Below are 14,231 nucleotides of genomic sequence, written 5' to 3' on the forward strand. Positions count from 1 at the left end.
TTTAGAAAGAGAGAGAAAAGAGAAAAAAAGCCGCTATAAGCGACTTTTTAATATCCGTATTCCCAATCTATTTCATCTTCATTCCAGAGTACAGAGGATACCTTGCCAAGGTGAACAACTGATTCGTTCACAGCACATGTGCAGTTTTCTTCTCCCGCTTTATGCTGTAACTCTTCATATACTGATTTTTCAACATTTTCTAGAACAACCAAATTTTCTTCTTTTAAAACAAGCGTAGTACCCGCCATATTTATCTTCCTCCTACTAAAGTAATGATCACTTATTTGTAAACATAGATAGTATGGATTATATGCTGTATTTTGCTATAGTTGTCCGTCTAAAAAAGTATTTTTATATTTTCTTTGTAATCCGTATTCATTGTATACTGCACGAAGGAAATTTGGTACAGGGTTTACAATCATTTCGAAAATCTGTAACAATTATTATGAGTTGTTAACAAAGAATTAACAAATATGTTAAGAAAAATCAAAATTTTAAAACAAATACACCTATAAAATGATATAATCATATCAAAATACATATAGGGGATGAGAGGTTATGGAGCTTATCCGTGATTTATTGATTCAAATTGCCATCATAATTTTGCCACTATTTTTATATGAAGCGATTCGTTTAAATCGCTATCAAGAAATGCCTCCGAAGCCAAATCGTTACTTTATTATGTTTTTATCTAGCGTTACGCTCGTTCTCTCCATGACATACTCTATTTGTTTTGGCAATGTGTGTGGGTATAACTTTCACCCCATTCCAATTGTCAGTGGTTTTTTATATGGTGGGATTGTTGGTTTAATCCCAGCGGTTATTTTTGTTGCATACGAATGGTTACTAAAGGGAATGAGCTTTCTTCCAGTTTTAGAAGTAATATTTTTATTGATAGTTCCGCTATTTTTATCAAAGAAATGGTCTCTTTTTTCAAGGGATAAGAAATTAATTTTAGCATTTATGATTTCATCATTTTATGTGCTTGTTTCTTTAGTATTAGGCATGATTAATGTTCTTTTGGAAACAGGATTTACACCGTATATTTCGCAAATATATAGCGGATTTATATTTGCCTCGCTTATCATGGTCATGACAATGGTATTCCAGGTGTATTTAACTGAATATTTAAATGAAAATGCATTGCTACGTACAGAGATGCAAAAATCAGAAAAGCTTAATATTGTAAGTGAGTTAGCAGCAAGTGTGGCACATGAAGTTCGAAATCCACTAACTGTTGTTCGTGGATTTATCCAATTGCTAGAAAGTACGGAAGATGTGAAGAATAAGGATTATATGCGTCTCGTATTAGCTGAATTGGATCGGGCGGAACAAATTATTTCAGATTACTTAAATTTAGCAAGGCCGCAAATTGAGAAAAAAGAACACATTTGTTTATCAGCCCAATTAATAGAAATGACCACTCTTATGTCGTCATTTGCAGCGATGCAAGGTGTATATTTACAAGTTGAAATTTCAGAAAGTCTTTATACGATTGGTGATAAGACAAAATTGAAGCAAGCTATTATGAATGTTGTTAAAAATGGTATTGAAGCAATTCAAGGAAATAAAGGATATTTAAAAGTAACAGCTATTCAAAAAGATGAAACAATCATAATAAGAGTTAAAGATAGTGGTGTTGGTATGACGAAAGAACAGTTAGCAAGGCTTGGGCAACCATATTATTCTTTAAAAGAAAAAGGGACAGGATTAGGACTTATGGTAACATTTAGTATTTTACAAGCGCATAATGGTACATTGGAATATAAGAGTGAAAGTGGAAAAGGCACTGAAGCAATTATTATATTACCAGCTGTACAAAATAAGGAATAAAAGTTACCGATGAAAGGTAACTTTTTATTTTATATTGTTTATTCATTTGTTTTTTCTTGTTTTGCTCGGCTAAATAAACTTTTAAATGATTGAAAGAAGCTTTGCTCTTTTGAGGCAGCAACCATTCTTTTTGTTTCTTGAATTTCTCGAATAACTTGCATAAGCTGTGCATCACGGTTACTGTCTTTATTATAAATTTGACTAACAAGTTTATTCATTTTTTCTTCCTGTTTGGATTCTCGTTTATACATATGATTCATTAATAAGTCCATCTTTTCTTTTTGCAGTGCATCTGTTTGAGCGGCGTGATCGACTAACTCTTGAAGCATTTTTTCTTGAGAGCCTTCTTTTACATAAACTTGTTGCATCAATTCGTCTAGTTTCTCATCCTTTAAACGATTTTGTGTAATTAAAGTAGAATTTTGATGAATAATTGCCTCATTTAATTGAGCTAGCATTTCAAGTTTTAACATGAACTCCTCAAAGTTACGCCCATCTTCTTTTTCTTTCGTTTGTATCTCTTGCTTATCTTGTATAACTGGTACAGGTGGGGCCTCTTTTTCTTTTAAAATAATCGGTATCGTTTCTGAAATATCTTCTTGTAATGTAGCAGCTCTTTCGTGTATAGATTTCAATAATTTTAAATCATCAAGTTTATAAATACGAGCATCAGCTGTTTTGGAAATCATATAACCATGTTCCTCTAACAGTTGACTATATTTGCGAACTATATGTTTTGGGATGCCTGTTTTATTCGTGACATCTTTCGTTTTATAGGTAGCTTCCATCATATTTCCTCCCCAAAAAGTATCGTATATATCATTTCAATCTTTTATGAGGACTTCCTTTGAAAAAGAATGTCGGAAGGCTATTAGTTTTCTACAGCATTAGTGAAAAAATGAAAATTTTTGGCGGAATGGCAAGGAATAACTAAAATAATGTCTGAAAACATATACAGGAGAAGTTTGTTATAATAACGGAGGAAAAGAAACTGGTAGAAACATGGAGGTATACATGAAGCAATTAAAAGGTATTATCATTTCAATTATCGCAATTCTGTCTATTTTAGTAGCAGTTTATGAAGTACTTGTGCCAGAGGAAACAAGTGTAAAGAAAACGAATACGTATGATCAAGTGTTAGAATTTCCGAAAGAACGTTATCCAGAGACAGGAAAACATATTACGGATGCTATAAGAGAAGGGCATTCAGAAGTTTGTACAATCGATCGTGGTGGTGCTGCAGATAGAAGGAAATTGTCGTTAGCACCATATCCATCAAAAAAAGGGTATGATCGTGATGAATGGCCAATGGCGATGTGCAAGGAAGGCGGAAAAGGAGCACATATTGAATATATAAGTCCGGCGGATAACCGCGGAGCAGGCTCTTGGGTAGGGAATAAGTTAGATAAATACCCAGATGGTACGCGAGTAAAATTTGAAGTGAAGTAGTAGTTGTATATTTCATAATGAAGGAGAAGGGGAACTATGGAGTTAACGATTTCTTATTCGCAATTAATGTTGATGAACTATGACGGTGAGCAGCCTTATGTAGATTGGACTGATGAAGATTTTGAAAGAGGTTATGCTAAGGCAGATGGAACTGTTATTTTTGAAGCACTTTCTGATTATACTTGTGAAGTGAAAGTGACCCCAGGGAAACATATTGAAAAAGAAGAAGTAGTTAGAACGATTACGGTTCCTTTTACAGTTGAAAATGAAAGTATCGTTATAACGAGTATTCTTTCTAATAAATTTCAAATACCTATTCCAAATGGTGAGTATACAGTTGTATTACAAGCAATTCCTCTTGAAGAGCCAACGGATGATGAATTATATAAAATACAATATGAATTCTTTTTTGAAAGTAAAGAATGAAAAATGGGTTATCCTGAGAAAAGGATAACCCATTTTTGTTATGCGTTTGTTTTTAAAAGGGAACGAGCATCTTTCGCTGCTTGCACCATATGTTCTAAAGCTGGAATAACTTCTTCTGTTCTTCTCGTTTTTAAACCACAATCAGGATTAATCCAGAAATATTTAGGATCACATACTTCTAAAGATTGTTCTACGATTTTATACATTTCATCTTTACTCGGTACACGTGGGCTATGAATATCATATACACCTAGGCCGATTCCTTTTTCATATGTTGTATGTTTTAATGTATCAATAAATTCTCCGTGACTTCTTGATGTTTCGATAGAAATTACATCTGCATCTAATGCGCGAATCGCGTCAACAATATCTTCGAAGTTACTGTAACACATATGAGTATGAATTTGTGTTTCATTTGCTACAGAAGAAGTTGCTAAAAGGAAGGATTGTACTGCCCATGTAATATAAGCATCCCAATCTTTTTCTTTTAGTGGCATTCCTTCACGAAGTGCGGGCTCATCGACTTGGATTACTCTAATTCCGGAAGATTCAAGTAGTTCAATTTCGTGACGAAGAGCTAGTGCAATTTGATACGAAACTTCTTTTCTTGGAATATCATTTCGAACGAAGGACCAATTTAAAATTGTAACAGGTCCGGTTAACATTCCTTTTACAACTTTCTCTGTTAAGCTTTGCGCATAAACTGTTTCCTTAATAGTCATGCCATTAATAAAGGCTACATCACCATAAATAACAGGTGGTTTTACGCAGCGGGAACCGTATGATTGTACCCAACCGTTTTTAGTGAATGAGAAACCAGCAAGGCGCTCACCAAAATATTCGACCATGTCAGTTCTTTCAAATTCACCATGTACAAGGACATCAAGCCCAATTTCTTCTTGGTAACGAATCCATTTTTCTGTCTCTTTTTCAATAAATTGTTCATATTGTTCATTTGAAATAACACCGTTACGCCATTCTTTTCGCGTTTGACGAACTTCAGTTGTTTGCGGGAAGCTACCAATAGTCGTTGTTGGTAATAGCGGTAACTCTAGAGCAACTTGTTGTAATTCGTATCGTTTTTCAAATGGAAGAGGACGTGAAAAATCTTCTTCTTTTAGTGCTGTTCGTGCTGCTTTGACATCTTCTCGGTTACGTGCAGCAGATGAACGAATTGTATGATGTACGTTTCGATATGTTTCCAGCTCATTACTAATGCTTTCTGTACCTTGAGTGAGAGCGGAATGAATAAGAACTAACTCTTCTAATTTTTGATTTGCAAATGCTAACGCATCAAACAGCTCAGTCGATAAGTGAGTTTCTTCTGTTTTATCGATTGGTGTATGCAATAAGCTACAAGAAGGCTGAACGATGATATCTTTCGTTTGGACTTGTTTTTGTAACGTTGTAAATAACTCAAGAACTTCATCAAGGTCAGCTCTCCAAATGTTACGGCCATCTATACAACCGACAGCTAAAGTTTTATCAGCTGGGAATCCATATTTTGAAATAGCATTTAGATTACCTTCTTTACCATGAATGAAATCTAATCCAATACCGGATACCGGGAATGTAATAATTTCTTCATAGTTTTCTTCTACGCTATCAAAATATGTTTGTAAAAGAAGAGTCGCATTTGGAACTTCTTTACGAATAGCTTCATAAATTTCTTTTGCTTGTTGAACTTCTTTTTTAGTTAAAGAAGCGAAAATCGGTTCATCAACTTGAATGGCTGGTGCACCAGCTGCATGTAGTTCTGAAAGCAGTTGTACGTAAGGTGCAACTAACTGTTTTAAAATGGTAGGAAATTGTTCTTGTGTATAGCCTTTAGCTAATTTTAAGAAAGTATATGGTCCTAAAATAACAGGCTTTCCATCTACTCCTAATTCTTGTTTTGCCTCTTCGTATAAGCGAAGTGGACGATTATCTTTTAAAGAGATTTGTAATCCCTCTTCATATTCAGGAACGATATAGTGATAGTTTGTGTTAAACCATTTTGTCATTTCGGAAGCTACGTGATCTTTAGAGCCACGCGCCATTGCGAAATATACATCAAGGTAAGATGTAAACTCAGAAAAACGTGATGGAATAAATCCTAGCATATAGGCAGTATCCAAAACGTGATCATAATATGTAAAGTCGCCAATTGGAATGAGTTCAATCCCTTTTTCTTGCTGTACTTTTACGTGTTGAAGGCGAATTTCTTTCATTGTTGTTAAAAATTGTTCTTCATCGATTTTATTGGACCAAAAAGCTTCCAATGTTTTTTTCCACTCTCGTTGTAGTCCGATACGTGGATAACCTAAGTTACTTGTTTGAATTGCCATTTTAAATTCCTCCCTAATTGAAAGTAAGCATTTCCGTTTACTAGGAAATACCTATAACAAAAAGTACAAAGACATAGAAAATAAGCCTTCCTTTTTGTTTTAACACCTCATCATCATCCGTGAATCTATCAGTGTTGTTAAAACAGGCAGGTCTCCTGACTTATGCTTCATATAATTTCTTTTACCTTCCCGTTTTCACAGTGGCACCAAAAAGAAATCTCAGCATTTACAGTGGCGGGACCGTGTTGGAGTTTCACCAAGCTTCCCTTTTAAACACGAAACAAAACTTTCGTGTACCTATTTTCCTTTTGAAAGGAATTTAACAAGCGATATGATATTGAAACAAATTTTAACATAATTTTTGGAATTTTGTCTACTGTTTTAAAATAAGAAAATTCTAAAGTTTTTATTTCTTAGTATTCTGACTTTTTATATTCTGGAGTAACGAATAATATTACAGTATGAAAAGAGAAATTGAGCTATGAAAGAAGTAGGGATGTCTTCTTTCATAGCTCAATCTTCATCTATAGCAACTTCTGAAAGTCGGCCTGCTATAGCATCTTTAAGGAGGGTGTTTAGCCATTGTAATTCAACTGTAATATGCTCAATTACACTTTGCAAAATATATAGTTGTGCACGTGGAACCTTTCCTTTATTACAATCATATATCGTTTGCATAGTATGTAAATATTGAAGAGTATCGTTTTTCTTTTTTTCTAAAATAGGAACTAATTCGTGATCATTGCTAAAGTGAGCGAAAGATAAGGCGGAATAAATAGGTTTATATATTTGGTTTTTGGCTTCGAATTGTTTTAATAGTAAAGTGTGGAATAGTTTTTTGCCTTCTTCTGTTATATGAAAAATCGTTTTGTCAGGTCGATTTGTGTCTCTAATTACATTTGTAATATGAATTGCCCCTTGCTTTTCTAATTGCTCGAAGGCGTAATAAAGTGATCCTTTAGCATATTTAATGTAACAATCCATTTGTCGTTCTTTCATAATATGCTGCACTTCATATGGATGTTTATCTCCTTCGAGTAGTAAGCCGAGAATGACTAATTTCATGCTCATGCTGTCTCAACTCCTGTATATAAAAACTTTATACATATTATAAACGGCATATCCTTTTTCATAAAGGGATATGCCGCTTCTTTTTTATATTAACTAACTTGCTTTTGTTTTTCTTTCTTTTTAGGGCCTGTAAAGAGGCGTTCATTTCCCATAAGTAAAATACAAATAATACTTAGTACAGCCGGGATGAGTGCCCAGAAGAATGTGTTCGCAATAGATGTAGCGAGAGCTTCCTTAATACCCGCTAATATTTCAGCAGGAATTTTTGCGGTAGCGCCTGGTGATAATAAGAAACTTGTGTCTCCGCCTTTTGGAGCTAATTTTGCTAGTTCAGGGGGGAATACAGAGTTTAGTTTATCTGTAAAAATATGATTTTGAATTGTACCAAAAATCGTTACACCAAGAGTCATACCGAGTGATCGGAAGAATGAGTTTGTTGATGTCGCCGAACCACGGTCCCGCATTTCCAACTTGTGAATAGAAGACATACTTAATACTGAGAATGAGAAACCAACACCAAGCCCAGCGAGAATCATAAATAGTGTTACGAGTAAACGAGGTGTGTCCATTGTTAAAGTACTTAACAAATAAATACCAAGAACGAAGAAGACACCAGATACCATCATAATGTTACGATAGCTTGTTCGAGAAGCTAATTGTCCTCCTGTTTGACTTCCAATTACAGAACCAACCATCATTGGTGTTAAAATTAATCCAGCATTAGAGGCGGAACCTCCAAGAACGCCTTGAATGAAGATTGGAATATAAACTGTACAGATAATGAAAGCGGCACCATAGAAAAAGGCAACTCCTTGACTAGCTGCGAATAAAGGTTTTTTAAATAGATGGAATGAAATAATAGGCTCGGTTGCTTTTCGTTCTACAAAGAAGAAAATAATAAGCGTAATAACTACTGTTGTAAATAAGCCAATAATTACAGTAGAATTCCAGGCATATTCCTTACCACCAAGTTCTAATGCGAACATTAAGCAAACGATACTTATGACAAGTGTAATAGCACCAGCCCAATCAATTTTTTGTTTTCTAAATTCTAGAGACTCACTGTAGTATTTAGTAATGAAGAAAAAGGAGATAAGTCCTAATGGAATATTAATATAGAAGACCCAATGCCAACTTATATAGTCTGTAATATAAGCACCTAATAAAGGACCGAATACACTAGATGTCCCGAAAACAGCACCGAATAGTCCTGTCATCTTCCCGCGTTTTTCTGGTGGGAAGATATCGTACATAATTGTGAAGGCGATAGGCATAAGGGCACCACCACCGATCCCTTGAATAGCTCTATAAATACTTAATTGCTCAATACTTGAAGCTGTTCCGCAAAGAGCAGAACCGAATAAGAAAAGAATGAGGCCCCCAATATAAAAACGTTTCCGCCCGTACATATCAGAAAGTTTCCCGAAGATAGGCATCCCTGCCATTGTTGCTACCATATAAGCTGATGTGACCCAAACAAACTTATCAAATCCTCCTAGGTCTCCAACGATTGTTGCCATTGCGGTTGCAACGATTGTATTATCCATTGCGGCCATTAATATACCAAGCAGTAAACCAGCAACAACAAATTTTGTCTTGTTGGCTTCTTTTTTTAATGGTTGAGTTTCCAAATATAACCCTCCTTTAGAAATAAGTAAACTATATTAAGTTTTGAGTGCAGTGGATAAAAAATTTAAATGTATAGTTGATGTTAATTTCTTTTCCATAAGTGCACTTATATGCCATAAAGAATATTATAGTCAAATTTGACTATAAGGCAAACTTTTTCTTACGTCAAAATATTCTTTCGTATGAGTAGAGAACAAGTGAGCCATACTGAATATTGCTATGAAGGGAATGAAGTAAATTGTAAAAAAATTTCATAAAGAACTCCTTCTGTTAATAGATGAAAAATGGTTTTTTCTTCATATTGTCGAATAGGATAAAAGGAAGAGAAATATTAAACATTGCTTGTAGCAAGCTTTAGTAATTTGGGGAATTCATTGTGTGTATGTTACATCTGAAATGAGGTGAATATATATTATGAAAATATGGGGACGAATTTCGGATACAGGAAAGTATTCAATACCGCTACAACCAGTATTGTGGATTGACGGATCGAAAAAGGAAAACGAATTTCCTCAAGTAGCCGTTACATTACAAATTGGTAGTATGTATACAGAACAGTTTTCGTATGAATTGACCTACGATGTAAACGACATACTTATTATGCGAATTGAAGTGGAAAATAAAGGGGTAGAAATGATTTCGAGAGTTGTTGTAAGTCATATGATTCGAGATTACTTTGCTTATATTCCTAATTCTTTAAAAGTTGATAAGGGGATAAGTGAGTTTTTATTCCAGCTTGTTAGATGGCGAATTGATGATTTGTTACCGAATGAGAAGGTGGAACTACGTTGTAAAATAAAAGCTAATAAAGATAAAGCTCTTAAACAAACATTCTTTCAGGCTACATATACATTTCAAGATAAAGAGATATCATATGGCCCACTGCAAACAAATGAAGTTGTTGTGCGTCAATGATAAAAAGGAACCTGTACAAAAGGTTCCTTTTTTAGTGAAGGTTGTGTTTTTTGAGTATTTTCTTTTGCTCTATTCCTTTTTTTCCTACATAGTTATTTTTGTAGCCAAAGTATAGAATAAATAAAAATGAAACAACATTAACAATAGCGTCGATTTGATCGTTTGTAATAAAGTGTATCCCGAAAGAGGTAAATAATAATTTTAATGATAATAGAAAACCAGCTAGTAAACGCATAGCATCTGATAGATTCTCTTTTTGTAGCATATAGATTACTCCTTTCTATAAAAGTTATATATTATATATATGAAATAGAGTAGAAAAGGTATACAAGCTTAAGCAGAAATGTACATTGCATATGTACATTTTTTATTTTGTAGAAAAACATTATTGATATAGAAACATATATTGGTATAAAAGGGGGAAAAGTATGAAACATAAAGGGAAAATTAGTGGATTATTGCTTGGCAATACTGTGGCAGTTACAGAATGGATTGCACTTCAGGATGTAATTGCAAAACTGGATTCACGATCATTTTATACCGTCTTTATTATTTATATATTGCAAATGATACTAAGTTATTATTTTGGACATTGGTACGATAAAAGAGCGAACGAGCGTATGGGTATGGAAGTAGGAGGAATGGCAAGCAATGATTTTGTTGTTGATTTTTTTGGGAAAGTAGCTGCTTTATCTGAAAGAGATTCTCGTAATATTACAGTGTACATTCTTTCTGTAAAAGAATGGGAAGGATTAAAAGACACGTTGCAAGAAAAAAAGTTGGGAGTGTTAGTACAAAAATTAGAGAGTACCATTGTAAAGACAATTCGGAAGGGCGATGTTGTTACAAAGTGGGATGAAAATAAGTACGTTATTGTAGCAATTGATAATGGTCATGAAACATCAACAATAACAAAACGATTAATGAAAAATATTGAAAGTGAAATAGAAGGTGATTTACTCAGTGTCACTCTTTTATTTGGAGCAGCTAGCTATCCAGTAGAAGGAAAAACGTTTGAAGAACTGTTGAGAAAGTCGCAAAATCAATTGTACCAGTATAGAAATTTGAAAGAAAATGAGTGAAGCTTTGATTTGAAGATATATGATAGGAAGATGTTTTATTTGTAACATTTTTTTGACTTTTATTACAAAAAAACGCCACGTTTGTAATAAAAGTCTTTAAAAATATATGAAATAAGCATATAATTATGATGGTAGTGCCAATGCAATTTGCACAGTGTGTTTTATTTTAAAAGTGTAGAGGAAAGCAAGCTCTACACTTTTCCTTTTTAGGAAATGAAAAGAATATTTGTAAGTTGTTGCGAGATATCGATTGTACTGTGTAAAATGAACAAAGAGATTAATTGATAGAAAGCTGGAAAGGGAATGATAGACGTGAGAGCGGAGCGATCACCTTTTATCAGGTGAACTATTATAGTCTTATTAAGACTGAGGTGAAATTCCGTGGATATTAAAGTAATACATAGTGTGAACAGGCCTTAAAAAACACGAAGTAGTATACTTAAAGATGGATATGGAATTGCTAAATAATTTAAAAAGAATAATGTAATATCAAGTAATAATTTGTACAAACAATATTAATGATCTTCGTAAAAAAGATGCGAGTGTATAGAACAATTACATATTTTATAACTTTTTTATATTACACGATGGTCGTTTATAAGTAGGAGGAAGAGATGTTGAAATATAGTAAATTAGCAATTGTAACTACATTATCAATGATTTTATTAGCCGGTTGTTTCGGTCCGAAACCAGAAGAAGAATTATATGTAGCGTTTGAAAACGCTGCTAAACAAGAAAAAACAATGTTTGAAGATGCAAAAAAACTTGAGACTTTAGAGAAAGAAGGACAAGAATTATATAACCAGATTGTTCAAGAAGGAAAAGATAATAATCAAACTGTTAAAGAAAAACTGAATCAAGCAGTGAAAAATACAACTGAACGAGAAAAAGTGCTTACAAAAGAAAAAGAAGTTTTAAATAAAGCGCAAGAAGAAGTGAAGTCAGCTGATAAGTATGTGAAGAAAATTGAAGATAAGAAATTGAAAGATCAAGCTGATAAAGTGAAAAGCACGTATGAGAAACGCCACGATTCATTTAATAAAATGTATGACAGCTATAACAAATCTTTAAAACAAGAAAAAGAGTTATATACAATGTTACAAGATAAAGGTACTAAATTAAAAGATATTAGTGAAAAAGTAAAAGTAGTAAATCAATCTTATAAGGATATTGAGTCAGAAAAAGATAAATTTAATGAATTTACAAAGTCTTATAATACAGAAAAAGTAGCTTTTTATAAACAAGCAAATATTAAAATTAAAGAAGAGAAAAAATAAAACAGTTTGGCCTACAATTGGCCAAACTGTTTTATTTTTTTGTATAAGTACGACTATACCATGGAACAGGCTCACTTAATTTTTTTTCTTGTTTTAATGCTTCAGGACCAATATAATCTTGAAGTGTTTTTTTTGCTACTGTTAAAGATAAGGTTGTTTTCGGATTTCGATAGGAGGATTCAAGATGACCAAGATGCGGTAGAATTCGAAAATCTTCTTTCGTAGGAGGGATGTGGAAAAAATAATCGCCTAAACGTATAAGGACATCAGATTGTTGTTGGCTAAAACGTGGGTTTCTAGAAAAATGTAATCCTTCTTTAATTGCTTTTTTTTCAGCAATCAAACGTTCTAAAGCTGTCTTTTTTAACCAGTATAAATATTTAGGATTAGTAGCTGCTTTAGCATGACGATTCACAACGAAAATAGATTGAGCTAGTCGATTAATAGAATGTTGGTTTTGTAATTGAGATTGTGGTTGTGAAGGTTTCATATTGAATCTCCTTTCAATTTTTCATTATTATACCATAAATAAAATAGGTATTTATTATACGCAAAAAGTGATTGTATATATTTTCAATATTAAAGCAATATTGTTACAAAAAACAACTATTTTGTATAATAGTAATAGAATATGTTTTTGAAATTTGATAATGAAAGAGTGAGAAGTTTGAAAGAAATATTAAAACAACAGTATGCCATTATAGATATTGGATCTAATACAATGCGTTTAGTTATTTATGAAAAGCAAAATGGAGGTTTTTATAAAGAGATTGAAAATACGAAAGTTGTTGCTAGGTTAAGGAATTACTTAATTGATGGTGTGTTGAATGAAGAGGGAATAGAAGTATTATTACAGACATTATTTCAATTTCAAGAAAGTACAAGATTCCATCAGTTGCATCATGTACTTTGTGTTGCAACAGCAACAATTAGACAGTCGGAGAATCAAGAGGAAATTAAAAAGCTTGTTGAAGGACAAACGGACTTTACTCTTAGAGTATTATCAGAGTATGAGGAAGCGCGTTACGGATACTTGGCGGTTATGAATTCTACATCGTTTTCAGAAGGAATAACGGTAGATATTGGTGGGGGAAGTACGGAAGTTACATACTTTAGAAATAGAGAGATTTTAGAGTACCATAGTTTTCCTTTTGGGGCACTTTCTTTAAAGCAACAATTTATTAAAGGTGATATTCCTACTAAAGATGAGTTAGAGGGAATGCAACAGTATTTAGAGTTTCAATTTCGAACGTTACCATGGTTAATCAATAAGAAATTGCCTCTTATTGCAATTGGTGGTAGTGCTAGGAACTTAGTAAAAATCCATCAAAATTTAATATGTTATCCTATAGCAGGATTACATTTATACAAGATGAAAGAAGAAGATATTGAAAGTGTAAAAGAGGAATTGGAAAAATTGTCGTTCATAGAACTTCAGAAATTGGAAGGATTAGCAAAAGATCGAGCAGATACGATTATTCCAGCGGTTGAAGTATTTCATACACTTGTTAATGTTATAGAGGCACCGGCATTTGTATTAAGTAGAAAAGGGTTAAGAGAAGGTGTTTTCTATGAAGAGTTGACAAAAGATTTGGGGATTTCATATTATCCGAACGTAGTTGAAGAAAGTTTGCATTTACTATCACATGAATACGAAATGGACATGGAATTTGTTATTCAACTTATTAAACATGGAAGACTAATTTGCAAACAACTTGAGGAAATAGGGCTTATTTCTATGTCAGTAAAAGACTGGGAAGTGTTCCATCAAGCTGCGAAAGTATTTAATATAGGCAAATATATAGACGAAGAAGCGAGCCGTTTACATACGTTTTATTTATTAGCGAATAAGACAATTGATGGCATGATGCATAAAGATAGAGTGAGGTTAGCACTTATTGCATCTTATAAATCAAAAATGCTATTTAAACAATATTTATCTCCATTTGAAGGTTGGTTTGATAAAAGTGAACAAAAAAAAATCCGCCTATTAGGAGCTGTTTTACAATTTTCAGCTGCTTTAAATGTAAGGCAACGATCGCTTGTTGATACCATATCTATAACAGAAAGCGAAGAGGGATTAACGTTTAAAGTTTTATGTGAACAGTCTGCCTTAGCAGAAAAAGTGCAAGCTGAAAAACAAAAAAAACAGTTAGAAAGAGTATTAAAAACGAATATTAATTTATTATTTGAACTAAAACATTAGGTTGTACGGATGTCTT

The 14,231-nt window shown here is 33.1% G+C and carries 14 protein-coding genes and 1 riboswitch; of the genes, 7 read left to right on the forward strand and 7 right to left on the reverse strand.

All coding sequences use genetic code 11. From position 1 onward, the window contains the following. Positions 1 to 47: 47 nt before the first annotated feature. A complete protein-coding gene (locus MKY38_RS01960; RefSeq protein WP_000929280.1) occupies positions 48 to 248 on the reverse strand; it encodes a hypothetical protein in 201 nt (66 codons plus the stop codon). Positions 249 to 558: 310 nt separating this feature from the next. Between MKY38_RS01960 and kinB the strand changes: the two genes are divergently transcribed. Beyond that, entirely contained in the window at positions 559 to 1,833 is a 1,275-nt protein-coding gene (kinB, locus tag MKY38_RS01965; protein ID WP_000420369.1) for a sporulation sensor histidine kinase KinB, read from the forward strand. Positions 1,834 to 1,871: 38 nt separating this feature from the next. Here the strand turns inward: kinB and MKY38_RS01970 are convergent, their stop codons facing one another. Continuing rightward, a complete protein-coding gene (locus MKY38_RS01970; protein WP_000388471.1) occupies positions 1,872 to 2,621 on the reverse strand; it encodes a DUF3967 domain-containing protein in 750 nt (249 codons plus the stop codon). 226 nt (positions 2,622 to 2,847) lie between these two features. Between MKY38_RS01970 and nucA the strand changes: the two genes are divergently transcribed. Together nucA and comJ are read left to right on the forward strand one after the other, a co-directional pair. Beyond that, the gene (gene nucA, locus MKY38_RS01975) at positions 2,848 to 3,282 is read left to right on the forward strand and encodes a DNA-entry nuclease (protein ID WP_065222939.1); all 435 of its coding nucleotides are present in this window, start codon (positions 2,848 to 2,850) and stop codon (positions 3,280 to 3,282) included. A 36-nt stretch (positions 3,283 to 3,318) separates the two neighbouring features. After that, entirely contained in the window at positions 3,319 to 3,708 is a 390-nt protein-coding gene (gene comJ, locus MKY38_RS01980; RefSeq protein WP_000424030.1) for a competence protein ComJ, read from the forward strand. A gap of 38 nt (positions 3,709 to 3,746) precedes the next feature. Here comJ and metE read toward each other — a convergent pair whose 3' ends face one another. The 3 genes from metE to MKY38_RS01995 form a co-directional block, all read right to left on the reverse strand. Further along, positions 3,747 to 6,035 carry a 5-methyltetrahydropteroyltriglutamate--homocysteine S-methyltransferase gene (gene metE, locus MKY38_RS01985; RefSeq protein ID WP_001007608.1) on the reverse strand — a complete coding sequence of 763 codons (2,289 nt, stop codon included), beginning with the start codon at positions 6,033 to 6,035 and terminating at the stop codon, positions 3,747 to 3,749. Positions 6,036 to 6,163: 128 nt separating this feature from the next. Further along, positions 6,164 to 6,351: riboswitch (cobalamin riboswitch) on the reverse strand. 197 nt (positions 6,352 to 6,548) lie between these two features. After that, entirely contained in the window at positions 6,549 to 7,106 is a 558-nt protein-coding gene (locus MKY38_RS01990; protein WP_000062062.1) for a PadR family transcriptional regulator, read from the reverse strand. An 89-nt stretch (positions 7,107 to 7,195) separates the two neighbouring features. Continuing rightward, positions 7,196 to 8,737 (reverse strand): MDR family MFS transporter, encoded by a 1,542-nt coding sequence (locus MKY38_RS01995; RefSeq protein ID WP_000449912.1) that lies wholly within the window; start codon positions 8,735 to 8,737, stop codon positions 7,196 to 7,198. 412 nt (positions 8,738 to 9,149) lie between these two features. On the opposite strand from MKY38_RS01995, the gene MKY38_RS02000 reads away from it, so the two are divergent. Further along, on the forward strand, positions 9,150 to 9,650 hold the full coding sequence (locus MKY38_RS02000; protein WP_000708120.1) for a hypothetical protein: 501 nt from the start codon (positions 9,150 to 9,152) through the stop codon (positions 9,648 to 9,650). 31 nt (positions 9,651 to 9,681) lie between these two features. Here the strand turns inward: MKY38_RS02000 and MKY38_RS02005 are convergent, their stop codons facing one another. After that, positions 9,682 to 9,915, reverse strand: coding sequence for an SPP1 phage holin family protein (locus MKY38_RS02005; RefSeq protein ID WP_000939446.1), 234 nt, complete (start codon positions 9,913 to 9,915; stop codon positions 9,682 to 9,684). A 163-nt stretch (positions 9,916 to 10,078) separates the two neighbouring features. Between MKY38_RS02005 and MKY38_RS02010 the strand changes: the two genes are divergently transcribed. Beyond that, complete coding sequence (locus MKY38_RS02010) at positions 10,079 to 10,732, forward strand: diguanylate cyclase domain-containing protein (RefSeq protein WP_065222940.1); 654 nt, start codon at positions 10,079 to 10,081, stop codon at positions 10,730 to 10,732. Positions 10,733 to 11,346: 614 nt separating this feature from the next. After that, a complete protein-coding gene (locus MKY38_RS02015) occupies positions 11,347 to 12,009 on the forward strand; it encodes a YkyA family protein (RefSeq protein WP_000922498.1) in 663 nt (220 codons plus the stop codon). Between the two features lie 31 nt (positions 12,010 to 12,040). Here MKY38_RS02015 and MKY38_RS02020 read toward each other — a convergent pair whose 3' ends face one another. Continuing rightward, positions 12,041 to 12,499, reverse strand: a complete 459-nt coding sequence (locus MKY38_RS02020) for a YkyB family protein (protein WP_000804864.1) — start codon at positions 12,497 to 12,499, stop codon at positions 12,041 to 12,043. 141 nt (positions 12,500 to 12,640) lie between these two features. On the opposite strand from MKY38_RS02020, the gene ppx reads away from it, so the two are divergent. Next, positions 12,641 to 14,215: an exopolyphosphatase gene (ppx, locus tag MKY38_RS02025; RefSeq protein WP_065222941.1), complete on the forward strand. Its 1,575-nt coding sequence runs from the start codon at positions 12,641 to 12,643 to the stop codon at positions 14,213 to 14,215. The last annotated feature ends 16 nt before the right edge of the window (positions 14,216 to 14,231 follow it).

Origin of the sequence: Bacillus sp. FSL R5-0585, from assembly GCF_038004545.1 — a bacterium.
Classification (GTDB): domain Bacteria; phylum Bacillota; class Bacilli; order Bacillales; family Bacillaceae_G; genus Bacillus_A; species Bacillus_A cereus.

What these genes read in the sequence shown, in the direction of transcription:
- ppx (WP_065222941.1), top strand. Translation starts at nt 12,641, where the DNA reads ATGTTTTTGAAATTTGATAATGAAAGAGTGAGAAGTTTGAAAGAAATA.
- kinB (WP_000420369.1), top strand. Translation starts at nt 559, where the DNA reads ATGGAGCTTATCCGTGATTTATTGATTCAAATTGCCATCATAATTTTG.
- MKY38_RS01990 (WP_000062062.1), bottom strand. Translation starts at nt 7,106, where the DNA reads ATGAGCATGAAATTAGTCATTCTCGGCTTACTACTCGAAGGAGATAAA.
- MKY38_RS02000 (WP_000708120.1), top strand. Translation starts at nt 9,150, where the DNA reads ATGAAAATATGGGGACGAATTTCGGATACAGGAAAGTATTCAATACCG.
- MKY38_RS02020 (WP_000804864.1), bottom strand. Translation starts at nt 12,499, where the DNA reads ATGAAACCTTCACAACCACAATCTCAATTACAAAACCAACATTCTATT.
- metE (WP_001007608.1), bottom strand. Translation starts at nt 6,035, where the DNA reads ATGGCAATTCAAACAAGTAACTTAGGTTATCCACGTATCGGACTACAA.
- MKY38_RS01970 (WP_000388471.1), bottom strand. Translation starts at nt 2,621, where the DNA reads ATGGAAGCTACCTATAAAACGAAAGATGTCACGAATAAAACAGGCATC.
- MKY38_RS02010 (WP_065222940.1), top strand. Translation starts at nt 10,079, where the DNA reads ATGAAACATAAAGGGAAAATTAGTGGATTATTGCTTGGCAATACTGTG.
- MKY38_RS02015 (WP_000922498.1), top strand. Translation starts at nt 11,347, where the DNA reads ATGTTGAAATATAGTAAATTAGCAATTGTAACTACATTATCAATGATT.
- comJ (WP_000424030.1), top strand. Translation starts at nt 3,319, where the DNA reads ATGGAGTTAACGATTTCTTATTCGCAATTAATGTTGATGAACTATGAC.
- nucA (WP_065222939.1), top strand. Translation starts at nt 2,848, where the DNA reads ATGAAGCAATTAAAAGGTATTATCATTTCAATTATCGCAATTCTGTCT.
- MKY38_RS01960 (WP_000929280.1), bottom strand. Translation starts at nt 248, where the DNA reads ATGGCGGGTACTACGCTTGTTTTAAAAGAAGAAAATTTGGTTGTTCTA.
- MKY38_RS02005 (WP_000939446.1), bottom strand. Translation starts at nt 9,915, where the DNA reads ATGCTACAAAAAGAGAATCTATCAGATGCTATGCGTTTACTAGCTGGT.